Raw genomic sequence first — 25,835 nt, forward strand, 5'->3', positions numbered from 1 at the left:
GATCCAGCCGGGTGGCTAGATCCAGCCGACGCCACCAAGGGTCATCAGCCGTCCCGCCTCGGCCGACCAGGTCTGTGACGGCTGGGGTGCAACCGGCTGGGCTGCCCGGCGACCGCTACCGAACTCGGGGAACAGGGTCTGGGTGATCTCCCGAGCGGCATCGACCACCAGCGGGGCGACCCGCTCGAGCGGGGCAGTGCGCGCATCGCCGCACAGAGAGAGGCCGGCCACCGGGCCCTCGTGCCCGCGGATTCCGACGCCGACGCACGCCACGCCGCGTGCGGACTCTCCCCGTTCGAACGCCAGCCCGCGACGCTGCCGGATCCGGTTGAGCTCCTGGTGCAGGACGCCGATGTCCGAGATGGTCTGGTCGGTACAGCGGTTCATCCGACCGCCGAACAGCACGTCCACCCGCTCGGGGACGAGCCACGCCAGCATCGCCTTGCCGCTCGCGGTGGAATGCGCGGGAACCCGGCCACCGACCCGGGACGGCATGGACGCGGCGATCCGGCCGCCGACCTTGTCGAGGTACACCGCCTCGTGTCCGTCCAGGACCGCCAGGTGCACGACCATGCCGGTCTGCAGGTGCAGTTCGTGCAGGAGCGGTGCGGCGGCCTCGCGAATCTCGGCGTTGCCGCCGTCGCCGCCGCCGATCCCGAGCGCGCGGCGGCCGAGCCGGTATCCGAACGAGGCATGCTCGACCCAGTTCAGCTTCACCAGCGAATCGAGGATCCGGTGCACCGTCGACCTGGGCAGCCGCGAGCGGCAGGCGACCTCCTCGAGCGTCAGGCGGGCCGCCCGGCCGTCGAACGCGTCGAGGATCAGGGTCATGCGCTCGACCATGGAGGGCGGCACCTCGCGCTTGTCGTTCCGCACGGCGTCCTCGGTGATGACCGTCATATGCGTACTCCTCCGCTCCAGGTCGGGGGGCTGCCCGACCGCAAAACTGAAATCAATTCTGAAACTGTAGCAACTTATCCCGCTGGGCGGGAGTGGCGGGGCGGAATTTGTGCGATCCCGGCCACCGGGAGACCGCTGACGTGACCACCGACACTGAGATAAAAAGGTTGGGAAACTCTTATCATGAATCCGGAGCCGTGAACCATGCAGATAGGGATCGTGACCCCGGTGCTGATCCAGCACCCCGCGTTGCGCGCCGACTGGGAGGTCGGCGCGGGCATCGACGAGGTCGCCGCGATCGCCGCGACGGCTGACCGGCTCGGCTACCACCACGTCACCTGCAGCGAACACGTCGCGGTCCCGGTCCCGATCGCGGCCGAGCGCGGCGGCACCTACTGGGACCCGCTGGCCACCCTGGGCTTCCTTGCCGCGCGCACCACGCGGATCCGCCTGGTCACCCAGGTGCTGGTCCTCGGGTATCACCACCCACTCGAGATCGCCAAGCGCTACGGCACCCTCGACCGGGTCAGCGGCGGACGGCTCACCCTCGGCCTCGGCGTTGGCAGCCTGCACGAGGAGTTCGACCTGCTCGGCGCCCCCTTTGAAGGTCGGGGCGCCCGTGCGGACGACGCGCTGCGCGCGCTCCGTGCGGCGCTCGGCAAACCCACCCCCGAGTACCACGGCGAGTTCTACGACTTCGAGGACTTCGTGGTCGAGCCGCACGCGGTTCAGCAGCACCTGCCGCTGTGGATCGGCGGGCGGACGCCCCGCTCCCTGCGCCGCGCCGTCGAGCTCGGCGACGGCTGGGTCCCGTTCGGCCTCCGCCTCGACGACCTGGCGGCGATGCTCGCCAAGGCGCCGATACCCGAGGGGATGGAGATCGTGCTCAGCGCGGGCCGCGCCCTCGATCCGGCGGCCTCCCCCGACGCCGCCGCCCGCGCACTGACCCGGCTGCGCGACGCAGGCGCCACCATCGCCAGCGTGAGCATCGCCGCGACCGGCCCCGAGAACTACGCCGACCAGCTCGAGGCCCTCAGGTCACTTGCCGTTCCGCTCGGCATCGACTTCGACTGATCCCCAACCATTTTCACAAGGAGCGCTCATGCCCGACCTGACATTGCAGGCCCTGGCCGACCGGATCACCACGCTCGAGGATCGGATCGCGATCCTCGAGCTGATGGCCTCCTACGGCCCCGCCATCGACAGCGGTTCCGTCGAAGCCGTCACCCGGGTGTGGACCGAGGACGGCATCTACGACGTCGACACCGGCATCATGCGCGGACACGCCGAGATCTCGGCGATGGTCCGCTCGCAGGCGCACCAGAGCTGGATCATGGGCGGCTGCGGACACATCCTCGAGCCCGGATACGTGACGATCGACGGCGACACCGCCGTCGCCACCTGCAAGTCGCAGCTGATCATCAACAACCCGGACGCCGGCGGCTTCACCGTGCTTCGGGTGACCGCGAACCGCTGGGAAATGAAGAAGATCGACGGCCAGTGGAAGTGCACCGTGCGCACCAGCCGGGTGCTCGACGGCCGCGAGTCGGCGCGCGAGATCCTCGCCGCGGGCGTCAAGAACTGAAATTCGCTCCACCCTCGCGGCCGCCGTCGGACCGGCGGCCGCGAGCGGCAGCGGGTATCGCGGTCCGCGCCTCGGGCCTACGCTGGAATCGTCCCAGCGACGTTCGGCAGTGCACAGTCAGGCGACGACCGACGGAGGCCGACATGCCCGGATCCACGCCCCGTTCCACCCGCAGGCGGTCCGCAATTCGGTGTGCGAGCATCGCCGCCTTCGCCGTCACGGCCGGCCTCGCGGCAGGCTGCTCGTCGGACGACGGATCCGAGCACCACTCGATGACCATGACCGCCGCGCCCGACGCCAATGCACCGGTGATCGCCATCGAAGAATTCACCTTCACGACCCCGCCGTCGGTGCGCGCCGGTGAACAGATCGTCGTGAAGAACGGCGCAGGGCCAGAGCACTCCGTCACCTCGGACACCGAGGGATTGTTCGACACGCACGTGGACGGAGGCGAGTCCGCCACCTTCACGGCGCCGACGACCCCGGGCGCGTACACGTTCCACTGCGTCTATCACCCCGAGATGGCGAGCATCCTGATCGTCGAATGAGCTAGGCGTGCTCCTCGAGGGTGGCGGCCGCCCATCGGTAGTCGGCCTTGCCGCTGGGCGATCGGACGATCGACGGAACCCCGACCACCACCCGCGGCACCTTGTAGCCGGCGACCTGGGTGCGGCAGTGCTCGACGAGTTCGTCCACGCCGGGTGCCTCGAAGCCGTCCCTCGCCTCGATCACGGCACCAACCCGCTGCCCGTACCGTTCGTCGGCGACGCCCGCGACCAGTGCGTCCATCACGGCGGGATGGCTCTTGAGTGCCATCTCCACCTCTTCCGGGTAGACCTTCTCCCCGCCAGTGTTGATGCACATCGAGCCGCGGCCGAGTAGGACGATCGAGCCGTCCGCATCGACCCTCGCGACGTCGCCGAGGATCGACATCCGGACGCCCTCCACCACCGGGAAGGTGGCTGCGGTCTTCTCGGGGTCGCCCCAGTAGCCGAGCGGCACGTTCCCCGACCGGGCGATGTAGCCGACCTCGTCGGAGCCGGGGGCGATCGGGCGCATCCGCTCGTCGACCACCCGCACCGACGGCTTCGCGGAGATCCGCAGCGTGCCGTCGGCGCCGATCTCGAGGTTGCCGTCCACCCCGGACTCCGACGCACCGAACCCGTCGCGCACCATCAGCGCCGGCAGCAGCCGGGTGAGCTGGTCGCGCACACTCTTGGAGAACAGTGCGCCGCCGGAGCCGACGACGAGCAGCGAGCTCAGGTCGTGGTCCTGGCCGTGCGACTCGACGGCGTCGGCCAGCGGCCGGGCCATCGCGTCGCCGACCACCGTCATGGTCATCACCCGCTCGCGCTCGATCAGCGCCAGGCAATCGTGCGCGTCGAACCTCGGCATCAGCACGTGGGTGGCACCGACGAAGAACGCGGTGAACAACGAGTAGAGGGCGGCGCCGTGGATCAGCGGCGCGGTCAGCATCCACGTCATCGGCGGGATGTGCGGCACCGCCACCGCCACCTCGTCGACACTGCCGCGCGGGTCACCGAACGGGTTCCCCCCGGTCAGCGCGGCGAAGAAGAAGTCCTCCTGCCGCCACATCACGCCCTTCGGCATCCCGGTCGTGCCGCCGGTGTAGATGATGAACAGGTCGTCGCCGCTGCGGGCGGCGAAGTCACGCTCGGCGCTGCACTCGTCGGCGGCTTCGTGGTAGTCGACGGCCGTCGCGGTGCCCCAGTCCACCTCGTCCGCGGGACCGACGGTCACCACGTGCCCGATGCGGGTCGCCGTCGGCAGCACCGCCGCGATCGTCGGCGCGAACTCGCCGTCGGCGATCAGCGCGACCAGCTCCGCGTTGGTGAACAGGTAGGCCAGTTCCGCGTCGACGTAGCGGTAGTTGATGTTGATCGGTACGGCCCGAATCTTCAGGCAGGCCAACAGGCTTTCGACGAACTCGACGCTGTTGCGCATGAACATGCCGACGTGATCGCCCGCACCAACCCCCGCCTCTGCCAGGTGGTGGGCGAGCATGTTCGCCCGGTCCTCGAGCTCGGCGAAGCTGCGGCGCTCGGCTCCGCAGACGATCGCGGTTCGATCGGGGATCGCGTCGGCCACGGCCTCGAACAGATCGGCAAGATTGAGCGACATCAGAGTTCCTTTGCCTGGGCAGACTGGGCTGGGGCTGAGATGGCGAGATTGTCGGTGAGCCCGCGCTGAGGGGTCCGCGAGCCCACCGACGTCTTGAGGTCTAGTGGCGGCCGGCGAGGCTCTGCTCGGTGACGGCGTCCTCCTGCGACTGCCCGCCTGACTGCTGCCCGTCGGTCGCGACATGCTTCCGCAAACTCAGCCCGACGGCCGCTGCGAGCAGGCCTGCGACGGCGAGCGCCGCGAATGCGTAGACGAACCCGGCCTCCTGGTACAGAGAGGCATGTCCGGCGGCGACCATGACCCCGGGGACCATGAGGATCGCGATCATCAGCTGGCTGCCGATCGCACTACCCATCGAACCGGACAGGTTGAGCATGCCGCCCGCGATGCCCTGCGACCGCGCGGGCGCGTTCCGCATGATGAGGTTCGGCAGCGCCGCGGAGGCCGAGCCGAGCCCGAGGCCCATCACGAGCTGGGCAACGATGAGTTGCGGGACGGTGTCGTGCATGGTGGCCAGCAATGTCGAGCCGATCCCGAGGGTGACACCGCCGAAGACCAGCACGACGGCGGGGCCGAACCGCTTCGAGACGTAGCCGCCGACGGGTCCGGCGATCATCGAGGCGATGCCGGTCGGGACGGTGAACAGCGCGACCCCGAGCGCGGTCCGCCCGAAACCGTAACCGAGCCCGAGCTTGTCGTCGGTCATCGCGAACATCGGGATCAGCATCGAATGGCTGACCAGCACGAACTGAATGAGCGCGCTCGCCGCGAGGGTCTTGGCCACCGGGCGGTCGAGGAGCAGCGTCAGGTCGATCAGGGGCTCCGCAGGCATGCGCTCGTAGAACAGCCAACCCACCAGGATCGCGAGGCCGCCGAGCACCGTGATCACGGTCTTCACGTCGGTGACACCCCAGGTCATGGCCTGGCCGATACCGAAGAGCAGGATGAAGGCGCCCACTCCGAGGATGAGCGCGCCCGCCACGTCGAGGCGCGAAGGGGTGCGCAGCGTGGACTCCGGGACGAGCGCGGCGACGAGCACACCGGCGACCGCGACATGGGCCAGCTGCGCCCAGAAGACGCTGGAGTAGCCGAAGTTGTCGATCAGGAAGCCACCGAGGATCGGACCGAGGATCGTGCTCGCGCCCATCCCTGTCGCGATGAAGCCGAGGGCCACCGGCACCATCTCGCGGGGCAGCACGTCGCGGATCAGGCCGTAGGCGAGCACCAGGATGCCCATGCCCGCGCCCTGCAGGCCGCGTCCGAGCAGGAACAGCCCGAAGGTCGGGGCGAGCGCCGCGATGATCGAGCCTGCCGCGAACACCCCTGAGGCGGCGAGCATGACCCGCTTCTTGCCGTAGATGTCGCCGAGCTTGCCGACGATCGGCGTGGTCGCCGCGAGCACGAGGGTGACGATCGTGATCACCCAGCCGACGGCGGTGGTCTCGAAATCCTTCGCGATCTCGGCCAGGGCGGGCGTGACGAAGTTGTAGGCCAGCGGGATGACCTCGATCAGAAGGATGATCACAGCCAGCAGAACGAATGACCGGCGTCGGGAAAGGGGGGCGCGCTCGGCCTCGCCGCTCGAGAGTGGCATCTGATTCATGAAAGAGAACTCCGACGTGCTCGTGGGTCGCCGGCACCGACTCCTGCGTTCGGCACCTTGACGGAAGAAGGTTCCATGGATCCGAGACGTGGCGGGCGTCACTCTCAGTCAGCGGGACGACGCACCCAAAGCATAGTCCGCCGAGTAGGCAGTGGGTCGGAACGCGGATCACGTGGGCCTGTGCGCACTGGGATCGACGCTTGCCACAGAACTAGAATTGATACTAGTTTTCGTCCCAGCATTACCAATACAAGGAGGCCCTGATGGGTGAAACAGTGAGCTTGGAGGGCCGGACGGCCGTCATCACCGGTGCGGGTGCCGGACTCGGCCGGTCGGAGGCCCTCGCCCTCGCCGCCGCGGGTGCCGCCGTTGTGGTCAACGACATGGGACCGGCCGCGGAGGCCGTGGCCGAGGAGATCCGGGCCGCGGGCGGACGTGCGGTCGCCGTGCTCGGCGACGTCTCCGACTGGACCCTGGGCGAGCGCCTGATCGCCGCCGCCGTCGACAACTTCGGTTCCTTCGACATCCTCGTCAACAACGCGGGCATCATCCGCGACAAGATGATCTTCAACCTGTCCGAGTCCGACTGGGACGACGTGATCCGGGTCCACCTCAAGGGCCACGCCGCCACCTCACACGCGGCGGCCGTGTACTGGCGAAACGCCAGCAAGGCCGCGGGCGGTCCCGTCTACGGACGCATCATCAACACCTCCTCCGAGGCGTTCCTGTTCGGCTCGGCCGGACAGCCGAACTACTCGGCCGCGAAGGCAGGCATCACCGCGCTGACGCTGTCCTCCGCGCAGGGCCTGGCCCGTTACGGCGTCACCGCCAATGCCATCTGCCCGCGCGCCCGCACCGCCATGACCGCCGAGGCGTTCGGCGAGGCCGACGGCGCAGCCACCGGCCTGGACGCGCTCGCCCCCGAGCGCGTCGGCACGCTCGTGAGCTACCTCGCCTCCCCCGCCTCGCACGAGATCACCGGCCAGGTCTTCGTCGTCTACGGCAAGATGGTCGCGCTCATGGCCGCACCGAAGGTCGAGAACCGGTTCGACGCAGCGGGTTCCGCGTTCACCGTCGACGAGCTCGACCAGCAGCTCTCGTCGTACTTCGTCGGCCGTGGGCCGTACGAGACCTACGCTGCATACAGCGTGGCCGAGCTGGAGAAGCCCGCACTCGCTGTCGACTGATCAGCTGAACTCGAAGGAGCTCGATATGAGGCTTGCAGAAAAGGTCGCGATCGTCACCGGCGGCGCCGGCGGCATCGGGCGCGGCATCGTCCGGGCGTTCGTCAAGGAGGGCGCCAAGGTCCTGATCGTCGACATCAACGACGAACTCGGCCAGGCGCTCGAGACCGAGCTCGGCGATGCGGTGAAGTACCTCAACGCCGATATCTCGAAAGAGTCTTCCGCGGAACGGATCTGCGCCGCGGCGGTCGAGGCGTTCGGCTCGGTGCACGTGCTCGTCAACAACGCGCACGCGTCGCGACAGGCACCGCTGCTCGAGACCACCCAGGACATGCTCGACCTGTCGTTCGGCACCGGGTTCTACCCGACCTTCTGGTTGATGAAGGCCTGCCACCCGCAGCTCGCCGCCAACGAGGGCTCGGTGATCAACTTCGCCTCCGGCGCGGGCCTCGAGGGGCAGGTGACCCAGGGTTCGTACGCGGCCGCGAAGGAGGCCATCCGCGCGATCAGCCGGGTCGCGGCCAACGAATGGGCCGTGGACAACGTCAATGTCAACATCATCTCGCCGCTCGCCCTGACCGAGGGCGTCGAGGCGTACATCAAGGCGAACCCCGGCATCGAGGACGTGCTCCTCGCCAAGACGCCGCTGCACCGGTTCGGCGATCCCGAATCGGACATCGGCCGGGTCGCGGTGTTCCTCGCCAGCGACGATGCGAGCTACATGACCGGCCAGACCCTGATGGTCGACGGCGGCAGCATCAAACTGCGATAGGCACTCCGTGCCTGTGAGTCCTTTTGGCCCCTATGCGGGCCAAAAGGACTCACAGGCGGCGCAGCCGCCTTAGCAGGTCGTCGGGGTCTCCTCCCCCGCGAGCAGCGCGCCGGTGAACGCCTGGGCGTCGGCCAGCGACGATCCGACCGCGGCCCGGTGATCTGCGCCGTCATAGGTCCGGTAGTCGAGCTTGGCGCCCTTGTCGCACAGCTGCTTCACCAGGACCTGCGACGCGGCAGGCGTGACGAGGGCGTCGGCGGTGCCCTGCGCAAACAGCACCGGCACCTTGGGGTTGGCGTTCGAGGGCTCCTGCTTGGCCAGGTAGTCCGTCCACGGCCCGAGGTCCGCGCCCGGACGGATCACCGAATTGACCTGGATGTCACCGATCGCGGCGCGAACGTCGGCGATGCACCCCGTGCGGGCGGCCCGCATCAGCGGTTCCGCGGCGGGGGTCACGATCTCCTCCGGCACCACCGCGGGGTCGGCCGCCGCAGCACCGAGCAGGGTGATCGGCAGGAACGACAGCACCGGGGCCACGGCCTGGCTTCCGCTCGCGATGTACTGCGGGGTCTGGCTCAGGCCACTACCGGGCGCCACGGCGATCGCGCCGAGCAGGGTGAGCTCGGGCGCCCGGTCCACCGCCTGGTCGGACGCGCTGATCGCCGCAGCGCCACCCTGACTATGGCCGCCGACGAACCACTTGGTGCCCACCGCGGGATCGAGATGCCGTGCAGCCCTGACGATGTCGGTCACCGCATTCGACTCCGACGTCGCGTTGAGGTAGGTGTGGTCACCGGGCGTACCCATGCCCTCGTAGTCGGTCTGGACCACCGCGTAGCCCTTCTTGATCCACTCGTCGAGGGTGGCGGTGACGCCACCGACGTAGTCGTGCACGGCCCCGTCGACGGTGTCCCCCGACGGCGCGCAGGTGTCGGCGATGCCGGTCGTGCCGTGCGCCCAGCTGATCACCGGCCAACCGCCCTCCGGCGCGGTTCCCGCAGGGATCGCCACCGTGCCCGAGACCACGATCGGGTCGCCGTTCCCGTTCTCCGACGCGTAGGTGATCAACTCACTGCGGGCGGCGCTTGGCAGCACCGCGGCGTTGGCGAGGGGCGCCGACGAGAGCACGTCGCCACTCTTCGGCGCCGCGGCTGCGGAGTCGTCGCCTCCAGTGGAACAGCTGGTCACGGCGGCTGCGGTGACCGCAAGCGCGCCTATGATCTGAACGGAAATGCGGGATGGACGCATGACAGCCTCTCGGGCAGGGTGCCGAGGCGGTAGCCTCGACCGGGGACATTAAGAAGGGCTTCTTAGTACCGTGACGCAGACCACACTGTCAACCACCAGTCTCACCCTGGTGCGGGCCGCGGAACAGCTCGTGGCCGACCGGGGTCTGCACGGCGTCCGCGCGAGCGAGGTGGTCAAGGCCGCCGGGCACAAGAACAATTCGGCGATCGCCTATCACTTCGGATCCTGGGAGGGCCTGCTCGAGGCGGTGTGGCAGCTGCACACCGGGCCGGTCAACGAGGACCGGGCGGCGTTCATGGCGTCGGCACGAGCGGACGGCACATTCACTCTGGCCAGGATGGTCGAGGCCTACGTCAGCCCGCTGGTCGCCGAGCTGCGCAGGCACCAGCCCAGCTACTGGGCGCGCTTCAGCGAGCAGTGGCTTGCGGGCATCCGGCTCGATTTTTTCGCGCTCGACGACGCGGAGGTCGCACGCCAACCCAACACCGACGCGATCATGGTGGTGCACGGCCTGTTCACGGACATCGCGGGCGAACTCACCCAGATACCGGAGTCCACGCGGGCCCGGCGTGTCGCGCTGATGGCGCGATTCGTGATCGGGGCGCTCGCGGCCTGGGAACGCGAACCCGCGACCGCCACCGGACAGGACCTCGACGCGCTCGAGCCCGAGCTGATCCGAATGGCGGTCGCGCTGCTCACGGCCGAATGAGGCGCTTCGCGCCCGTGCGCGGTTGAGGGGTCCAGGGACCCGTTATCCGCGCACGGGCGGCGAAGCCGCCTAGATCATGGCGCGGTGGATCCCCTGCGGCTCGCCACCGAGCTGGGTGAGCGCCGAGGAGTGGAAGATCGAGCCCGGCACGTGGATCGCGTGCGCGATGCCGGCGTGCGCGTCCCGGAAGAAGCGCTGCATCGGGAACTTGTAGTGCAGCGCGCCGCCGCCGGACCGCGCGAAGATCTCGTCCACCGCACGCACGGCGCGCCAGGCGGCGGCGGTCTGGGTGCGACGGCCGATGGCCCGGGCCTCGAAGTCGATCTCCTGACCCTTCTCGGTCATGTCCCAGAACCGGTCCACGTTCTCGAGCAGCGCGGCCCGGGACGCGGCGATCTCCGCGGCCGCCTCGCCGATCGCGTAGAGCACGTACGGGTCTTCCTTGATCTTCGTTCCGGTGATCGCGACCCGGTCCTTCTGCGCGGCGATGTGGCAGGCCAACGCGCCCTCGGCGATGCCGACGACCGCGGAGGTGATGCCCAGCGGGAACATGCAGGAGAACGGCATGTTGTAGAGCGTCTCGGTGCGGCCTGCCGCCTTCACCGCGGTGCCGTCCATGACCTCGGACGCCAGCATGGTGCGGTGCGTCGGGATGAACGCGTCCTTGACGATCAGGTCCTTCGAGCCGGTGCCACGCAGGCCGATGACGTCCCAGGAATCCGCGACGATCTCGTAGTCCGACCGCGGCAGGATCACGTGCAGGATGACCGGCGGCATCACCGGCGCGCCGTCGGCGTTGCCGAGCAAGGCGCCCAGGAACGCCCACTGGCAGTGGTCGGTGCCCGAGGAGAACGACCAGCGGCCGTTGAGGACATAGCCGCCGTCTACCTGCTTGGCGACACCCATCGGCGCGTACGGCGACGCGACCCAGGTGTCCTGGTCGGCGCCCCAGATCTCCTCCTGCACCGTGGGATCGGCGAACGCCAGCTCCCACGGGTGCACGCCGACGATGCCTGTCACCCATCCGGCCGCGCCGTCCATCGCGGCGATGCCCATCACGGTCTCCGCGAACTCCCGCGGGTGCACCTCGAGGCCACCGTGCTCCTTCGGCTGCAGCATGCGGATCGCACCCGAGTCGCGTAGCCGCTTCGCGGACGTGTCCGAAAGCCGCATGAGCTTGTCGCCCTCGGCGCCCTCGGCGCGGATCTCGTCCGCGTACTGCTCAATCCGATCCAGGACCTGACCCATGACCTACCTCAACTCTCCGGGGCGAACGATCGGTCGAGCCTAATATGGAGGAGATCGCAGTACCTCCAGTTTCGACGCCGGACCAACACTGTGAGGAGTCCACGTGACAAGAGAGGGAAGTATCCGGGTCGGTAGCCGGACTGTCACCTATCTCGAAGCCGGCGACCCGGACGGACCACTCGTATTGCACAACCATGGTGGACCCTCGAGCCGCCTGGAGGCTGAGCTGTTCGACTCGTCGGCGAAAGCCGCTGGAGTGAGGTTTGTCTGCGCGGACCGGCCCGGCATCGGCGGGTCCGACATGCAGCCGGGACGCACCTTCGAGCGCTGGGCCGATGACCTCCTACTGCTGGCTGATTCCTTGGGCGCACACCGATTCGCGGTAACCGGCTGGTCCGAGGGTGGACCTTGGGCCCTTGCGGCGGCCGCGTACCTGGACGCCGCGCGCCTCGTCCATGTCACGTGCATCGCCGGGGGCAACTACGGAACGTTCGGGGCGAACTGGGCCGCGAAGTATCTCAGCAGCCAGGACGCTCTCGGCGGTCGCCTGGCGCTTCATTTTCACCCTGGCTTCAAGCTCATGTACGAGCTGCTCGGGTTGAGCGCCAAGCACTTTTCGGAGAGCTACGCGAAGGCGATCAACAAGTCGGTCAGCGCGGCGGATCGGGAGGTGCTCGCTGACGAGACGGTGATGAAGTCGTTCCTCGAGGCGGGGCGAGAGTGCTTCCGGCAGGGCGCAGACGGGCTCATCGTGGACGCCACCATGCTCTACGAGGCGTGGCCGTTCGATATGACCAAAGTGACTCGCCCGGTGCACTTCTGGCAGGGCAACGCCGACGCCCTGGTGCCCGAGGTGATCAACAAGACGGTGGCGGACAGGACCCCTGGAGCCATCTGGCACCCGGTCGACGGTGGTGGTCATTTCATTGCGCTCAGCCACGCGAACGACATTCTCGCGCTGGCAGCGAACGATCTTGCGTCAGCGCCAAACCGAAACCCGTAGGAGACGTTCCCTTCTCGGTCAGCCGTCCGACGAGCTGATGACCTTGCCCGGATTGAGGATGCCGTGCGGGTCGAGGGCGTTCTTGACGCTGCGGTGCATGTCGAGGACCGTCGGGTCCAGCTCCTTGGCCAAGCCGTCCATCTTGAGCAGGCCGACGCCGTGCTCGCCGGTCACCGTTCCGCCGAGTTGGATTGCGTGGTCGATGATCTCGGCGAATGCCGCCTGCGCGCGCAACCGAGCGTCATCGTCGTCGCGCGGGGTGATCAGCAGCGGGTGCAGGTTCCCGTCCCCGGCGTGTGCGATGCTCGCGATGGTGATCTTGTGTCGCTCGCCGATCTTCTCGATCCGCTCGAGCATCTCCGGCACCGCCGCCTTCGGGACGCAGATGTCCTCGGTGAGCACCGGCCCCAGCCGCTCCATCGCCGGGTAGGCCAGTCGGCGGGCCAGGAACAGGGCGTCGGCCTCCTGCTGGTCGCTGGACTGCGCGCTCCAGGTGGCCCCGGACCCGTCGAAGCAGGCCAGCATCTTCTCGGCCTCGGCATCGCCGACCGAGCCCGGGGTGTCGATCCGGCCGAGCAGCACGACGTTCGCGTCCGCGGACAGGCCCATGTTCTTCCACCCGTCCACCGCTAGCAGGCACTGCCGGTCGATCAGCTCGAGCGCCGACGGCGTCAGGCCCGCCTCGGCGACCGCCCGGACCGCGAGTCCCGCGTCGACGATCGAGTCGAAGTAGCCGACGATGGTGCGCTGCGGGTCCTGCAGCGGGCGCAGCTTGACGGTGATCTCGGTGATGACGCCGAGGGTGCCCTCCGAGCCGACCATGAGGCCGGCCAGGTCGAACCCCGCGACGCCCTTGGCGGTCCGGCGGCCGAGTCGGACCAGTTCGCCGGTGCCGGTGACGACCTGCAGGCCGAGCACGTAGTCGCGGGTCACGCCGTACTTGACGCAGCACAGCCCGCCCGCGTTCGTCGCGACGTTGCCGCCGATGGTTGACCACGCAGCGCTGGACGGGTCCGGCGGATACCAGAGGCCGTGCTCAGCGCACGCCGCGCGCAGGTCGTCGTTCACCACTCCGGGCTCGACCACCGCGAGCCGCTCAAGCGGGTCGATCTCCTTGATCGCGTTCATGTTGTCGAACGCGATGATCACGCACCCGCGGACCGCGTTGGCTCCGCCCGACAGCCCGGTGCCCGCCCCGCGCGAGACCACAGGAACCCGGTGCTCGATGCACAGCCGGACGACAACCTGTACCTCCTGCGCGGTGCGCGGCCGCACGACGACCAGCGGCGTCTCGTACGGCGCCCACTCGGCCTCGTCGTGCACGTACCGCTCGATCACGTCCGGATCGAGCACCAGTCGATCCTCGGGGATCGAGGACCGCAACCGGTCCACCAGAGCGTGTGCGGGGGCAAGCGGGGCATTCGCACTCATGCTGCCCACGGTAGATCCGGCGCCGCCTCGCGACCATGTGGCCGGACTCCGTAAAACAGGCCAAACGGTGGATGATGTCTCCATACGGATCCGCGGACTCCGGAGGAGATGGCATGCAGGCGAGCTGGCTGGCGTTGCTGCTGGGCGATGCCACCACGGAGGAGCTGATCGCGCATCGTGACGGGCTGCTCGCCGAGCCGGGCGCCGACCGCGCAGGCGTCGAGCAGGCCGCACACGCCGCCGTCGCCCTGCGCGCGACTCTCGAGCAGCGGCGCCAGCGGGCCACCGAGCTCGCCGCGCTGAACGACATCTCCACCCAGTTGACGACGATGCACGACCACCGCGCACTGCTGACCGAGATCGTCAACCAGGCCAAACGCCTCCTCGGGGTGGACCTCGCCTACCTCGGCCTGCTGCACGACGACCACCTGGTCATCGAGGTCGCGAGCGGGGCGCTCACCTCAAATCTGCTGGGGCTCGAGGTGCCAAGGGCCGAGGGCCTGATGGGTCGGGTCATCGCCCGCTCCGAACCGCTGTGGACGCCCGACTACCGCGACGACCCGTCCTTCCCGCACACGGGGCCCGCCGACCTCGCGGCCCGGTCCGAGAACATGCGCGGTCTGCTCGCGGTGCCGTTGCAGCTCGGCGGCACCATGTTCGGCGCCCTCTGTGCATGCAAGCGACAGGAACGCAGCTTCAGCAACGACGAGATCTCGCTGCTGTCGTCGCTCGCCGCCCACGCCGCCGTCGCGATCGACAACGCGCGCTCGATGGAGCGGTACCGGGCAACCGTGGCCGAGGTGAACGCGGCCAACGCCGAACTCGCCAGGCGCGCGGACGTATTGGAGCAGAGCCTGCGGTGGGACCGAGCGCTGACCCAGGTGGTGTTGCAGGGCGGCGGGGTCCGGGACCTGATCGGCGAGGCGTCCTCCTCGGCTGGCTGCCCGGTGTTCTTCGTGGCCCAACCGGCCGAGCTCCCCGCCGGGCTAGAGGGGTCGGAGGAGGCGGTCGCCGGGCTGTTCGAGGTGCTCGACAGGGGCGCAGCGGAGGAGACCGTGTCGATCGGCCTGCGGGGCCCGGCCGGTGATCGCGTGCTCGTTGGCCGGGAGGTACGGGCGGGCGGGGACCGGCTCGGCGTGCTTCTGATGCTGTGCCCCCTCGCCGACGCGACCGGGCAGGTCGACCCGGCACGGCTGCTGATCCTTGACCGCTCGGCCCCCGCGATCGCGCTGGCGCTCATCGGCGAACGAGCCACCCACGAGGCAACCCGGCGCGCGCGGGACGCCTTCCTCGTCGACCTCATCACCCGGCCCGCCCCGACCGCACCGGAGGCTCGGCAGCAGTTCCAGCTCGCCGGGCTGAACCCGGAGCGGACGTACACGGTGGCGGTCGCCCGCCCGCCCCGGGATACCAACAGGACCCGGTCGGCTATCGAGCGGATCGGCTTCCCGTCCGGCACCGTGGTGGCCGAGCACGGGTCCCGCGTCATCGTGCTGGTCCCGGGGATGGACCCTGCCGAGGTCGCGGCGGCCTGGGTGCAGCCCGACACCGCGCCCACCGTCGGGCTGGCCGAACCGGCGCGCGGGGGCGAGGGCCTGGCCCGGGCCTACACCGAGGCACAGCAGACGGTCGACGTGCTCGAGACCCTCGGCCGCAAGTCTCAGGTGATGGCCGCGAGCAGGCTCGGGATCTATCGAATCCTGTTGAGCCGCACCGGCAGGGAACAACTTGATGCCGTCATGGAGCAGGAGCTCGGGCCGCTCGTGCGCGAGCAGGAGCGGCGTGGTGTGCCGCTGCTCGACACCCTCGCGTCATACCTGAACCACAACCGCAAGCACTCGGCCACCGCCGCGGACCTCGCGATCCACGTCAACACCCTGTATCAGCGGCTCGACGCCGTCGACCGTCTCATCGGCACCGCATGGCGCGAGCCAGACCAGTCGCTGGATCTCCAGCTCCTGCTCCGGCTCCGCGGGGGCGCCGTCCGGCTCGGACAGCTCTAGCCTCGGCCGCAGCGCTACTGCGACGACCGAAGGTCCGCGCACATCTCCCGAAACTCCTCGTCGTCGGCAGCGTCTGCCGGTGCCGCCAACGCAATTCCGTCACATAGGTTTGCGTACTTTGCAGTCAACACAGTGGGCAACTCCGAATACGTGCATTGTGTGACAAGGACATCCAGTACGTCGTCGGTGAGTACGGTGGCCAGATCAGCCCAGTCGCCAGAGCGCGCCATGGCGGTCAGCTTCTCCCCTACTTCGGAGAACCCCAACACATCCAACGCAACTCGGTATGCGGGCGTGGAGTACAGAAACGCAAGCTCCTTGCGCACCGGCTCTCGGGCGGAAGCGACTGCGGTGGCGCCGCGCCCGGTGATCACCTTCGGAACCGCGACAATCCGGGGTTTGTGGCCACCGGACTCGAGCGCCGGAATTATCCTCTCCGCGAGCACCTTCGGATGCGAGCTCGTCGGATGTGCAACAAAACCGTCGGCAACCTCGCCTGCAAGTGCGCACATCCGCGCGTTTACCCCACCGGTCCAGATCTCAGGCGCCGAAACGTCAATCGGCCCCGGATTGAAGTACGGCTGCAGCCGGGTGAATGTGTAGTGCGTGCCCTCGTAGTCGAGAGCACTGCCGGATCGGAAGGCCTCGAATATCGCCCGCACAGCACCGACGTAATCGCGCAGTTGCGCAACGGGATCTGTCCACGGCATCGAATAGCGTCCGACGATATTTCCGCGTACCTGGGTCGCCAACCCCAACTGGAATCGACCGCCGGAGAAGTCCGCCAGATCCCAGGCCGCCAATGCGGTCAGCATCGGGCTACGCGCAAACGCCACCACCATGGACGTGCGCACGGTGAGGGTGGAACTGTGCTCTACGGCCAGCGCCGCAACGGCAAATGGATCTCGAACGGTCTCCGAGATGTGCACCGTGTCGAAACCGAGTTCCTCTATGCGCCGCACACGTTCCGCTACCTGCCGCAGCGGAGTGTCGGCAGGTAGCGATGTCACTAGTTCCATGGCAATCCGACTACTCCAGACCTATAGCAGGCAACTCGCCCTCCGTTGCCACATTACGTGCCTGCTGAGCACTGCCGGCCCAAATGGCCCGGTCAGCGCACCGGGACGGGCTCCACATCCTCGACGTCGGAGGCTTCGGTCGAATCATCCTGGGCACCCTTGGCATTCAGGATGACCACGAGGATCGCCGCGATCAGCATGACGGCGCCGACGACCCACAGCCCGGCCTTGACGCTGCCGGTCAGGTCGGTGAGCCAGCCCGTCACGTAGGGGGCGCCGAAGCCGGAGAGGTTGCCGATGGAGTTGATCATGGCGATGCCCGCCGCGGCGCCCGCGCCCGCCAGGAAGGTCGTCGGGAGGTACCAGAACACCGGCAGTGCGCACAGCACACCGATCGCGGTCAACGTCACGGCCGCCATCACGGCGAACGGTGAATCGAGGTACATCGCAACGGGAATCGATACCGCGCCGAGCAGGGTCGGGGCGGCGACGTGCCACACCCGCTCCTCGGTCCTGTCCGAATGCCTGCTCCACAGCACCATCGCGATGCCGCCGATCACGAACGGCACGGCGACGATCAGCCCGGTCTCGAGGAAGGAGAACTTGGTGCCGAAGGTCTTGGAGAACCCGGCGACGATGCTCGGCAGGAAGAAGCTGAGCGCGTACAGGCCGTAGGTGATACCGAAGTACACGAAGCCGAACGCGATCACCCGCGGGTTGCGGAGGGTCTTGCGCACGGGGGTGTGGTGCTTGGCCTCGAGCTCGCGCGCCTCGGCGTCCATGGACTCCACCAGCCACGCCCGCTCGCGGTCGTCGAGCCACTTCGCCTGATGGGGCTTGTCGGTCAGGTAGAACCAGACCACGAACGCGAGGGCGACCGCGGGCAGGCCCTCGAGCAGGTACATCACCCGCCAGCCGGACAGGCCGAACAGGCCGTCGCCGTACTGCATGATCGCGGCCGACAGCGGTGCGCCGATCGCCGACGACGCCGGCAGGGTCAGCAGGAACAGACCGATCAGGCGCACCCGGTACTTCTTCGGGAACCAGAACGTCAGGTACAGCATCACGCCGGGAAAGAAGCCGGCCTCGGCGACGCCGAGCAGGATCCGCAGAAAGTACAGGCTGCCGACGTTGGGCACGAACGCCAGCGCGGCCGCGAGGACGCCCCAGGTCAGCATGATCCGGGCGATCCACTTGCGCGCGCCGAAGCGGTGCAGCGCCAGGTTGCTCGGGATCTCGAAGATCAGGTAACCGACGAAGAACAGACCGGCGGCGAGGCCGTACATGGCCTCGGTCATCCCGAGTTCCTCGCTCATGGTGAGCTTCGCGAACCCGATGTTGGTCCGGTCCAGGTAGTTGACGAAATAGAGGACCGCCAGGAACGGGATCAGGCGCCTGGCGACCTTCTTCACCACCCGGGCTTCGAGCTCCGCTCCTGCGATGTCCCCGGCTGCGGGGCCACCGGCTGCGGCGCCGGCGTGTGCGGTTGTCATTCGGGGCAACTCCTAGCAGCGAAGTACATCAGCGTTCAAAGGTGATGCCCGCCACACTATGAACCCGGGGGTCCGGGCGCTATGGAGGAAGCGTCCACTGAAGCCCCACCCTCATGGAGACAACCTCCGTGGCGGCGGGCGTCAGCGTCGCCGGTGATCCGTGATCGGGGTACGCGGCCCGAACTTCGGCTTGACCGCCTGCCCGCTGACCTGGAGCAGCCGGACAACCCGATGCCGGTGCGGCCGAACCGATTCGAGGTACTCGACCATCTCCGCGTCGTCCAACGGGCGGCCGAGCAGCGACCATCCGACCGTCGCGGACAGGTGGAAGTCCCCCACCGAGAGGGCGTCGGCATCGCCGAGGGCCCGCTGGGCGACCTCCGCCGCCGTCCACTGGCCGATCCCGGGGACCACCCGTAGCCGGGCCGATGCCTCGGGCGCCGTCATCGCGGCGGCCTCCTCCAGTCGGCTCGCGACGGCCGCCGCCGTGACGATCACGCGGGAGCGGCGTGGGTCGACCCCGGCCCGGTGGAACTCCCAGGACGGGATCCGGCGCCAGACCTCCGCAGGCGGCGGCACCCGCATCCCGTCCGGGGCTGGCCCGGGCGCCGGTTCGCCGTACCGGAGGACCAGCCGCCGCCAGGACGCCTGGGCCGCGACGGTGTGCACCCGCTGCTCGAGGATCGCGGGCACCAGGGCCTCGAAGACCCGTCCGGTGCGTGGGATCCGGAGGCCCGGGAAGCGGCGGTTCGCCTCGGCCACCTTCGGGTGCTCGGGGGCGAAGCCTGCGGTGTCGTCGCGCTCGCCGAGCAGGTCGGCGAGGGTGGTCTCGAACTCCCGCGCGCCCGGCCCCCAGGCCCGGCAGGACACCGTCGACGCGTCGGCCTGGGTCAGCCGATAGGTCACCGCCCCGGTCGGCAGCAGTGACGTCCGCCAGATCGCGCCGTCCGCGGCCACCCGGTGACAGGGGTCGTACGGGCCGCGGCCGAGAGGGGCGAGGGTGAGCGCCATCGACAGCGGGCGGCGGCTGACCAGTTCGGTCTCCACCGCGTCGCCGGGGGCTGCGGGGGCGGGCACGGTCACGATTCGACGATAGGCCCCCGCCGTCGCACCTTGTCCGCTAGGCGGTGCCGAACACCTTCTCGGCCTTCGCCGTGTCGGCCACGGACTGGATCTTGACGACCTTCCCGTCCCGGTAGGTGAGGACGTCGGCGGCGTCCCAGCTCTCCCCGCCTGCGCTCACCCGGGTCAGCACCACGACCCTCTCGCCGTCGCCGAGAAAGTGCTCGGGCGTGGTGGTCAGGGACTTCTCGGCCATCTTCATCCACAACCCGCCGACCTCGGCCTTGCCGTGAAAGCTGCCGGAGACCGCGCTGTTGCCCGGCACTATCCACTCGAGGTCGTCCGCGAGGTTGGCCATCGCCGCCTCCGCGTCCCCGGCCGAGAACGCCGCGTACCCCTGCTTCGCGATCTCGATGTTCTGCTCAGCTGACATGAGACACCTCCCGTGTCTGTCGTTCTCAGACGAGAGCGACAGAACAAGTCAATCAGCGGGCTCAATGCATGTACAGGTCGTCCACCGATTCGTCGGGGCGACGATCCACCCAGACACGCTCTAGCCTGATCGCATCCGTCGGCGCTGCCTGGCGTTGGCCAGGCTCACAGCGGCCCGCGCCAGTCGCGGGGCGCGCCGTGCCACCTGGAGTGCGGCGCGGTCGATCGGGTTGAGCAGTCGCGATTCCTGGCGAACCGAAATAGGACTGTGGTCGCCTGCGGTGAGCGCATACAGCGTCCAGCGGCCGGGTACGCCCTTGAGTTCACGTTCACCCCGGTCCTCGAACATCAGGCCCGATCCGACGACCAGATCCCGAACCGTCCTCGACACCAGCACCTCGCCCGGCCCGGCGGCGGCGCCGACTCGGGCACCGATGTGCACCGTCATCCCGGCCAGGTCGGTGCCGATGTGTTCGATCTCGCCCGTGTGCACACCGGCGCGAACCTCGATGCCCAGTTCCGCTGCGGCCAGGCTGATCGCCTGCGCGCAGCGGACCGCGGAACTCGGGCCGTCAAAGAGGCTGAAGGTGCCGTCCCCCATGATGCCGACGACGCGACCGCCCGAGTTCGCCACCTCCAGCCGGACCTGTCGCTCGTGTGCCGCGAGGAGTTCTCGGTAGCTCACGTCCCCGAGCCCGGACAGCAACTCGGTCGAACCCACGATGTCGGTAAAGACGACCGAGCCAAGAAACCGGTCGACGTCGGCGGGATGGCTTGCCCCCGTGACCATCTCCTCCATCTGATCGAATATGGGTATCGAACCTTCCCCGATCGAGGCGCCCGGCCGCGTCCTGGGCAGCACGCGATAGCTCGCACCGGGTATCAGCTCGGCGACATACCGGACGGCCCCCTCGGAGGCCGCGTTGGCCGGGTTGCAGAGCACCCTGGTGGGCGCCTGGACCGAGCGCAGCACCTCGCAGATATCAAGACATAACGCCCATTCCAGAAAGGCGCTGGCGGCCGCCGGGGTGGCCGAACAGCGTTCGATCATCGCCATCAGCCGCCTGTTGTGCGGCGACATCAACGCCGGATCCCACATCTCCAGCGACTGCCCGGTTCCCCAGTTTCGATACGCCTCCCGATAACCGGCCACGAAGTGGTCGGCCTCCTCGGCCTCCCACCCGTGCAGCTCGGCTGCGCCGCACAGCGGCCCCTGGGCGACAGGGTTGACGAGCACGAGGCCCGCGACACTTGCGGGGGACCGTGCCGCCAGCAGCGCCAGCGGGCCGCAGGTGGTGACGTACCCGATCAGGGTCGCCCGCCGCATGCCCGCCGCATCCATCACGGCGGCGATGTCGTCGGCCTGCTGCTCGATGGTCGGGACGTGATCGACCTGGTCCGAGAGACCGAAACCCCTGCGCTGCACGTAGACGGTGCGCGCATAGGAGGCGACTCGTTCGAAAAGGGCGAGGATGTGGGGATCCGTCCACATCAGATCGAGATGCATCCCGATTTCGAGGAACGCCACGGCGTTGTGCGGCCCGCCGTCCACGACCTGGTAGGCCAGCGCGTGACCGTCACGTTCGATGTACCGGACCCCCGGCGGCTCCATTGGAACAGTCTAGGGCGTGTCGCGACCTGGGGAACCCCCGTCGCCCCCGCCCCGATAGGACGCCGCGGAGCGCCCGTGACCCGCCTCGCGGGTGATGTGGTCCACCAGCGGCTGCGTCCGATACTTCACCGGCGTCGTCAGCGCGAGCGTGGTCGTGGTGTGCGCGACGCCGTCGAGCCCGAGAATGCTCTCGAGCACGTGCAGGAGCTCCTCGTGCGAGGGCGCCGCGATCCGGATCAGCAGGTCCTCCCGACCGGTCGTGGTGTGCACCTCCAGCACCTCCGGAACCCCACGTAGATCCTCGATCACGTCCTGGATGCGGCCCTGTTCGAGCTCGGCTCCGACGAAGGCCTGGACCGGCAGCCCGAGAGTCGGCAGATCGACCTCCGGCCGGTAGCCGGTGACCACCCCTGTCTCCTCCAGCCGCCGCATCCGGGACTGGATCGTGTTCCGCGCGACGCCGAGTCGCGCGGCGAGTTCCATCACCCCGGCCCGCGGATCGTCGGTGAGCAGTTTGAGCAGCGAGGCGTCGAGCCGGTCGATGCTGATCACAATGGCGACCTCGTTCCAGTGTCGTGCGTCACTACTGATCATATCGGTCAGCCCAATCGGCGGGTGTTGACGGTCACACCACCTGGGCAAATCATTGCTACACCTGATGCCCGATTGATTGCGCGCAACGTGTTCCGATGCGGCGAAGAAACGGTGGACCGCGATGACTGAACTGGCCGATCGTCCCGTCACCCCGACGGCGACACTGCCCGCCCCGTACGACCTCGACGACCGCTACCGGTCCGGGGCGGGCCCGGTCCTGCTGACCGGGGTCCAGGCGATCGCCCGCCAGCTCGTCGAGCAGCACGTCCACGACATCCGCGCGGGCCGACGGGTCGCGACGTTCGTCTCGGGCTACCAGGGCAGCCCGCTCGGCGGCGTCGACAAGATGCTGCACGGGATGCCGCAGGTGCTCGCCGAGCACGACATCACCTTCGTGCCGGGGTTCAACGAGGAGCTCGCCGCCACCGCGGTCTGGGGCAGCCAGGCGAACCTGCCGGCAGGAGCCGCGACGCATGACGGCGTCATCGGTGTCTGGTACGGCAAGGGCCCCGGCGTCGACCGGGCCACCGACGCGCTTCGCCACGCGAACATGTACGGCGTCAACCCCAAGGGCGGGGTGCTGCTGCTCGTCGGCGACGACCCCGCCTCGAAGTCCTCCACCGTCCCCGCGGTCAGCGAACGGTCCCTCGCGGCGCTGGGTATCCCGGTGTTGTTCCCGCGCAACGCCGAAGAGATGATCACGATGGGCATGCACGGCGTCGCACTGTCCCGCGCCTCGGGCTGCCTGGTCGCGCTGAAGGTCGTCGCAGACGTCGCCGACGGCGCCTGGACGGTCGACGGGGGCGTGTCGAGCATCGACATCACCGTCCCCGAGATCGAATGGGAGGGAAAGCCGTTCGTCTACAAGCAACGCCCGATGGCGGTGCCGACGGACAGCGTCATCGCCGAGGCGGACCTGTACGGACCCCGCTGGGAGGTCGTGCGCGCCTACGGCGCCGCGAACGATCTCGACGTGATCGAGGTCGACCCCTCCGGCGCGAAGATCGGATTCGCCGCCACCGGCACCACCTTCGACTCGCTGCGCCAGGGCCTGCTCGACCTCGGTGTCGACGAGGCCGCACTGCACCACGCGGGGATCCGCCTGCTGCGCATCGGCATGCCCACCCCGCTCGGCGCGCAGAAGGTCCGGGAGTTCGCCGCGGGCCTCGAGCAGCTGATCGTGGTCGAGGACAAGACGGCCTTCATCGAAACCCAGATCCGCGAGATCCTCTACGGCAGCGAACACACCCCGCAGATCCTCGGCAAGCGCGACGGATCCGGTCGCCCGCTGATGCCCGTCGACGGCGAGCTGACCGCCGGGCGCCTGCTCGGCCCGCTCCGGCGCGTGCTCCGGGACCGGGTGGAGCTGAAGAAGGCTCTGCCCCCGCAGCTTTCACTCGAAGTGCTCTCCGCCACCCGAACCCCGTACTTCTGCAGCGGCTGCCCGCACAACCGGTCCACCGCGCTGCCCGAGGGCTCGATCGGCGGCGGCGGCATCGGCTGCCACACCATGGTCACCATCTCGAACCGGGAGGACAGCGCCGTCACCGGGCTGACCCAGATGGGCGGCGAGGGCAGCCAGTGGATCGGCCAGGCGCCGTTCACCGACGTCAAGCACATGTTCCAGAACGTCGGCGACGGCACCTTCTTCCACTCCGGCCAGCTCGCCGTGCAGGCCTGCGTCGCGGCAGGCGTGAACATCACCTACAAGCTGCTCTACAACGATGTCGTCGCGATGACCGGCGCGCAGGACGCCGAGGGCGCCCTGTCGGTCGCGAAGCTCACCCACAAGCTCACGACCGAGGGCGTCAAGCGGATCATCATCTGCGCCGACGATCCCAAGCGGCACAACAAGAGACAACTCGCCAAGGGCGTCACGCTGTGGCACCGCGACCGCCTCGACGAGGCCCAGAAGGTGCTGCGCGAGGTCGAGGGCGTCACTGTGCTGATCTACGACCAGCATTGCGCCGCCGACGCGCGTCGTCAGCGCAAGCGCGGCACCCTGCCCACCCGCAACACCCGGGTGATCATCAACGAGTCCGTCTGCGAAGGTTGCGGCGACTGCGGGACCAAGAGCAACTGCCTGTCGGTCCAGCCGGTGGACACGGAGTTCGGCCGCAAGACCCGCATCGACCAGACCTCTTGCAACACAGACTATTCCTGCCTCGACGGCGACTGCCCGTCGTTCGTCACGGTCGAGGTGGTGCCGGGCAAGAAGAAGGCCGCCCGTAGTGAGCGTCCGGCGCCTCCGCTCGTGGCCGATCCGGACCTCGGCGAGCTGACCGCGACGCAGAACGTCTTCCTCGCGGGCATCGGCGGTACCGGCATCGTCACGGTCAACCAGGTGCTCGCCACCGCGGCGCTGCGGGCCGGCTACGAGGTGGAATCCCTTGACCAGATCGGGCTGAGCCAGAAGGCCGGGCCGGTGGTCTCGCACCTGCGCTTCTCCCCCGGCGCGCTCGAGCCGTCGAACCGGCTGACGCCGGGCAGCGCCGACTGCATCGTCGCGTTCGACCTGCTCACCGCGACCGACAACAAGAACCTGGGCTACGGCGGCGCAGGCACCGTAGCGGTCGCGTCGACCAGCCAGACCCCCACCGGCGACATGGTCTACGACAAGTCGGTGCGCTACCCGGACGAGCAGTCGCTGCTCGACCGCCTCGGCTCGGCGTCGAAGTCGCTCAACGCATTCGACGCCTTGGCCGCCGCGCAGGAGTTGTTCGGCAACACCGCCGCAGCGAACTTCCTGCTGATCGGCGCGGCCTTCCAGAGCGGGGGGCTGCGGCTGCCCGCCGAGTCGATCGAGGAGGCCATCGGCATCAACGGGATCGCGGTCGCCGCGAACGTCGACGCGTTCCGCTGGGGACGCATCGCCGTCGCCGACCCGGACGCGTTCGCCGCGGTCACCTCGCGTCCCAAGCGCGCACCCGCCGTCGCGCCTGCACACCTGTTCGCCGACTGTACCTTTGACGGTGAGGTTCGGCGGCTGGTGGAGCTTCGGGCAGGCCAGCTGGTCGAGTTCCAGAACGCGAAGGTCGCGCGCCGGTACATCGACGCCGTGCAGTCCGTCTGGTCGGCGGAGCGTTCGGTCACCGAACGGACGGAGTTCAGCGAGGCGGTGGCCCGCGGGCTGTTCAAGTTCACCGCGTACAAGGACGAATACGAGGTGGCCCGGATGCTGGTCGATCCCGCCTTCCTCGAGGACGTCGCGTCCCAGGTGCCCGAAGGCGAGAACCTCACCTACAAGCTGCACCCGCCCGCCTTGCGCGCCATGGGCCGCAAGAAGAAGATCGGGCTCCGGCCGAAGTCGCATGTGGCGCTGAAGGTGTTGGCCAAGGGCAAGGTGCTGCGCGGCACCAAGCTCGACCCGTTCGGCTACGCCCACGTCCGCAAGGTCGAGCGCGAGCTGCTGGCGCACTACACCGCGATGGTGCTGCGGCTGGCGGACGAACTGGACACGGGCAGCTACGCGACCGCGGTCCAGGTGGCCGGGCTGCCCGACATGGTCCGCGGCTACGAGGACGTCAAGCTCGGCAACGTGGAGCTCTACTGGGAGCAGCTGCGCGAGCTGGGGATCGAGCGGTAGCGAGGGGAGTTCCGCTCGCGCAGAGGGCATTCGGTGGTCAATCTTCCCCGGCCGACCACCGGATGCCCTCTTTGGTATCACCAGTTCGTCAACGCCAGGTCGCCAGTGTAGTCTGCGCACTTCACGCAGGTCGGCGCTCGCGCCCTTCGCAGTGCATCTCGGACAGGCCGCAGCAGATCCCCTCAGTTCGAGGAAATTCGGTTGGGTTC

Annotated in this window: 21 protein-coding genes; 9 read left to right on the forward strand and 12 right to left on the reverse strand. The window is 68.8% G+C overall.

Annotated elements, in window-relative coordinates:
- Nucleotides 1-15: 15 nt before the first annotated feature.
- Complete coding sequence (locus ACFXMV_RS01360) at nucleotides 16-900, reverse strand: IclR family transcriptional regulator (protein ID WP_378501415.1); 885 nt, start codon at nucleotides 898-900, stop codon at nucleotides 16-18.
- 204 nt (nucleotides 901-1,104) lie between these two features.
- On the opposite strand from ACFXMV_RS01360, the gene ACFXMV_RS01365 reads away from it, so the two are divergent.
- The 3 genes from ACFXMV_RS01365 to ACFXMV_RS01375 all read left to right on the forward strand — a co-directional run bounded on the left by ACFXMV_RS01365 (nucleotide 1,105) and on the right by ACFXMV_RS01375 (nucleotide 3,033).
- The gene (locus ACFXMV_RS01365) at nucleotides 1,105-1,974 is read left to right on the forward strand and encodes an LLM class F420-dependent oxidoreductase (protein WP_378502677.1); all 870 of its coding nucleotides are present in this window, start codon (nucleotides 1,105-1,107) and stop codon (nucleotides 1,972-1,974) included.
- 28 nt (nucleotides 1,975-2,002) lie between these two features.
- Entirely contained in the window at nucleotides 2,003-2,485 is a 483-nt protein-coding gene (locus tag ACFXMV_RS01370) for a nuclear transport factor 2 family protein (protein ID WP_378502676.1), read from the forward strand.
- Between the two features lie 143 nt (nucleotides 2,486-2,628).
- Nucleotides 2,629-3,033: a plastocyanin gene (locus ACFXMV_RS01375; RefSeq protein ID WP_378499217.1), complete on the forward strand. Its 405-nt coding sequence runs from the start codon at nucleotides 2,629-2,631 to the stop codon at nucleotides 3,031-3,033.
- 1 nt (nucleotide 3,034) lies between these two features.
- Here ACFXMV_RS01375 and ACFXMV_RS01380 read toward each other — a convergent pair whose 3' ends face one another.
- A complete protein-coding gene (locus ACFXMV_RS01380) occupies nucleotides 3,035-4,627 on the reverse strand; it encodes an acyl-CoA synthetase (RefSeq protein ID WP_378499218.1) in 1,593 nt (530 codons plus the stop codon).
- A 100-nt stretch (nucleotides 4,628-4,727) separates the two neighbouring features.
- Nucleotides 4,728-6,152, reverse strand: coding sequence for an MFS transporter (locus tag ACFXMV_RS01385; RefSeq protein ID WP_378499219.1), 1,425 nt, complete (start codon nucleotides 6,150-6,152; stop codon nucleotides 4,728-4,730).
- A gap of 341 nt (nucleotides 6,153-6,493) precedes the next feature.
- Between ACFXMV_RS01385 and ACFXMV_RS01390 the strand changes: the two genes are divergently transcribed.
- A complete protein-coding gene (locus ACFXMV_RS01390; RefSeq protein ID WP_378499220.1) occupies nucleotides 6,494-7,417 on the forward strand; it encodes a 3-oxoacyl-ACP reductase in 924 nt (307 codons plus the stop codon).
- A 25-nt stretch (nucleotides 7,418-7,442) separates the two neighbouring features.
- Nucleotides 7,443-8,186 (forward strand): SDR family NAD(P)-dependent oxidoreductase, encoded by a 744-nt coding sequence (locus ACFXMV_RS01395; RefSeq protein ID WP_378499221.1) that lies wholly within the window; start codon nucleotides 7,443-7,445, stop codon nucleotides 8,184-8,186.
- Between the two features lie 69 nt (nucleotides 8,187-8,255).
- Here ACFXMV_RS01395 and ACFXMV_RS01400 read toward each other — a convergent pair whose 3' ends face one another.
- Nucleotides 8,256-9,434, reverse strand: a complete 1,179-nt coding sequence (locus ACFXMV_RS01400) for an alpha/beta hydrolase family protein (RefSeq protein ID WP_378499222.1) — start codon at nucleotides 9,432-9,434, stop codon at nucleotides 8,256-8,258.
- Nucleotides 9,435-9,504: 70 nt separating this feature from the next.
- Between ACFXMV_RS01400 and ACFXMV_RS01405 the strand changes: the two genes are divergently transcribed.
- The gene (locus ACFXMV_RS01405; protein ID WP_378499223.1) at nucleotides 9,505-10,143 is read left to right on the forward strand and encodes a TetR family transcriptional regulator; all 639 of its coding nucleotides are present in this window, start codon (nucleotides 9,505-9,507) and stop codon (nucleotides 10,141-10,143) included.
- A 69-nt stretch (nucleotides 10,144-10,212) separates the two neighbouring features.
- Here ACFXMV_RS01405 and ACFXMV_RS01410 read toward each other — a convergent pair whose 3' ends face one another.
- The gene (locus tag ACFXMV_RS01410) at nucleotides 10,213-11,391 is read right to left on the reverse strand and encodes a hydroxylase (RefSeq protein WP_378499224.1); all 1,179 of its coding nucleotides are present in this window, start codon (nucleotides 11,389-11,391) and stop codon (nucleotides 10,213-10,215) included.
- 103 nt (nucleotides 11,392-11,494) lie between these two features.
- On the opposite strand from ACFXMV_RS01410, the gene ACFXMV_RS01415 reads away from it, so the two are divergent.
- Nucleotides 11,495-12,394 (forward strand): alpha/beta fold hydrolase, encoded by a 900-nt coding sequence (locus ACFXMV_RS01415; protein WP_378499225.1) that lies wholly within the window; start codon nucleotides 11,495-11,497, stop codon nucleotides 12,392-12,394.
- Between the two features lie 18 nt (nucleotides 12,395-12,412).
- Here ACFXMV_RS01415 and ACFXMV_RS01420 read toward each other — a convergent pair whose 3' ends face one another.
- Nucleotides 12,413-13,825 (reverse strand): FAD-binding oxidoreductase, encoded by a 1,413-nt coding sequence (locus tag ACFXMV_RS01420; RefSeq protein ID WP_378499226.1) that lies wholly within the window; start codon nucleotides 13,823-13,825, stop codon nucleotides 12,413-12,415.
- Between the two features lie 113 nt (nucleotides 13,826-13,938).
- Between ACFXMV_RS01420 and ACFXMV_RS01425 the strand changes: the two genes are divergently transcribed.
- Nucleotides 13,939-15,828: a helix-turn-helix domain-containing protein gene (locus ACFXMV_RS01425; RefSeq protein ID WP_378499227.1), complete on the forward strand. Its 1,890-nt coding sequence runs from the start codon at nucleotides 13,939-13,941 to the stop codon at nucleotides 15,826-15,828.
- A gap of 14 nt (nucleotides 15,829-15,842) precedes the next feature.
- On the opposite strand, the gene ACFXMV_RS01430 is transcribed toward ACFXMV_RS01425, so the two are convergent.
- The 6 genes from ACFXMV_RS01430 to ACFXMV_RS01455 form a co-directional block, all read right to left on the reverse strand.
- Complete coding sequence (locus tag ACFXMV_RS01430) at nucleotides 15,843-16,847, reverse strand: TIGR03617 family F420-dependent LLM class oxidoreductase (RefSeq protein WP_378502675.1); 1,005 nt, start codon at nucleotides 16,845-16,847, stop codon at nucleotides 15,843-15,845.
- 92 nt (nucleotides 16,848-16,939) lie between these two features.
- Complete coding sequence (locus ACFXMV_RS01435; RefSeq protein WP_378501252.1) at nucleotides 16,940-18,340, reverse strand: MFS transporter; 1,401 nt, start codon at nucleotides 18,338-18,340, stop codon at nucleotides 16,940-16,942.
- Between the two features lie 141 nt (nucleotides 18,341-18,481).
- A complete protein-coding gene (locus tag ACFXMV_RS01440) occupies nucleotides 18,482-19,351 on the reverse strand; it encodes a DNA-3-methyladenine glycosylase family protein (protein WP_378501254.1) in 870 nt (289 codons plus the stop codon).
- Between the two features lie 109 nt (nucleotides 19,352-19,460).
- A complete protein-coding gene (locus tag ACFXMV_RS01445) occupies nucleotides 19,461-19,835 on the reverse strand; it encodes a nuclear transport factor 2 family protein (RefSeq protein ID WP_378501251.1) in 375 nt (124 codons plus the stop codon).
- 120 nt (nucleotides 19,836-19,955) lie between these two features.
- On the reverse strand, nucleotides 19,956-21,446 hold the full coding sequence (locus ACFXMV_RS01450; RefSeq protein ID WP_378502674.1) for an adenylate/guanylate cyclase domain-containing protein: 1,491 nt from the start codon (nucleotides 21,444-21,446) through the stop codon (nucleotides 19,956-19,958).
- Between the two features lie 9 nt (nucleotides 21,447-21,455).
- Entirely contained in the window at nucleotides 21,456-21,998 is a 543-nt protein-coding gene (locus ACFXMV_RS01455; protein ID WP_378499056.1) for an Lrp/AsnC family transcriptional regulator, read from the reverse strand.
- A 163-nt stretch (nucleotides 21,999-22,161) separates the two neighbouring features.
- On the opposite strand from ACFXMV_RS01455, the gene ACFXMV_RS01460 reads away from it, so the two are divergent.
- Nucleotides 22,162-25,626: an indolepyruvate ferredoxin oxidoreductase family protein gene (locus ACFXMV_RS01460; protein WP_378499054.1), complete on the forward strand. Its 3,465-nt coding sequence runs from the start codon at nucleotides 22,162-22,164 to the stop codon at nucleotides 25,624-25,626.
- Nucleotides 25,627-25,835: the final 209 nt, after the last annotated feature.

Source organism: Rhodococcus sp. NPDC059179 (assembly GCF_042754885.1).
Classification (GTDB): domain Bacteria; phylum Actinomycetota; class Actinomycetes; order Mycobacteriales; family Mycobacteriaceae; genus Rhodococcus_G.

Excerpts from the sequence above, each read along its gene's own strand:
- ACFXMV_RS01360 (WP_378501415.1), bottom strand. The coding sequence starts at position 900 with ATGACGGTCATCACCGAGGACGCCGTGCGGAACGACAAGCGCGAGGTG.
- ACFXMV_RS01380 (WP_378499218.1), bottom strand. The coding sequence starts at position 4,627 with ATGTCGCTCAATCTTGCCGATCTGTTCGAGGCCGTGGCCGACGCGATC.
- ACFXMV_RS01460 (WP_378499054.1), top strand. The coding sequence starts at position 22,162 with ATGACTGAACTGGCCGATCGTCCCGTCACCCCGACGGCGACACTGCCC.
- ACFXMV_RS01425 (WP_378499227.1), top strand. The coding sequence starts at position 13,939 with ATGCAGGCGAGCTGGCTGGCGTTGCTGCTGGGCGATGCCACCACGGAG.
- ACFXMV_RS01435 (WP_378501252.1), bottom strand. The coding sequence starts at position 18,340 with ATGACAACCGCACACGCCGGCGCCGCAGCCGGTGGCCCCGCAGCCGGG.
- ACFXMV_RS01450 (WP_378502674.1), bottom strand. The coding sequence starts at position 21,446 with ATGGAGCCGCCGGGGGTCCGGTACATCGAACGTGACGGTCACGCGCTG.
- ACFXMV_RS01365 (WP_378502677.1), top strand. The coding sequence starts at position 1,105 with ATGCAGATAGGGATCGTGACCCCGGTGCTGATCCAGCACCCCGCGTTG.
- ACFXMV_RS01390 (WP_378499220.1), top strand. The coding sequence starts at position 6,494 with ATGGGTGAAACAGTGAGCTTGGAGGGCCGGACGGCCGTCATCACCGGT.
- ACFXMV_RS01445 (WP_378501251.1), bottom strand. The coding sequence starts at position 19,835 with ATGTCAGCTGAGCAGAACATCGAGATCGCGAAGCAGGGGTACGCGGCG.
- ACFXMV_RS01440 (WP_378501254.1), bottom strand. The coding sequence starts at position 19,351 with ATGGCGCTCACCCTCGCCCCTCTCGGCCGCGGCCCGTACGACCCCTGT.
- ACFXMV_RS01370 (WP_378502676.1), top strand. The coding sequence starts at position 2,003 with ATGCCCGACCTGACATTGCAGGCCCTGGCCGACCGGATCACCACGCTC.
- ACFXMV_RS01410 (WP_378499224.1), bottom strand. The coding sequence starts at position 11,391 with ATGGGTCAGGTCCTGGATCGGATTGAGCAGTACGCGGACGAGATCCGC.
- ACFXMV_RS01430 (WP_378502675.1), bottom strand. The coding sequence starts at position 16,847 with ATGGAACTAGTGACATCGCTACCTGCCGACACTCCGCTGCGGCAGGTA.
- ACFXMV_RS01400 (WP_378499222.1), bottom strand. The coding sequence starts at position 9,434 with ATGCGTCCATCCCGCATTTCCGTTCAGATCATAGGCGCGCTTGCGGTC.
- ACFXMV_RS01375 (WP_378499217.1), top strand. The coding sequence starts at position 2,629 with ATGCCCGGATCCACGCCCCGTTCCACCCGCAGGCGGTCCGCAATTCGG.
- ACFXMV_RS01395 (WP_378499221.1), top strand. The coding sequence starts at position 7,443 with ATGAGGCTTGCAGAAAAGGTCGCGATCGTCACCGGCGGCGCCGGCGGC.
- ACFXMV_RS01420 (WP_378499226.1), bottom strand. The coding sequence starts at position 13,825 with ATGAGTGCGAATGCCCCGCTTGCCCCCGCACACGCTCTGGTGGACCGG.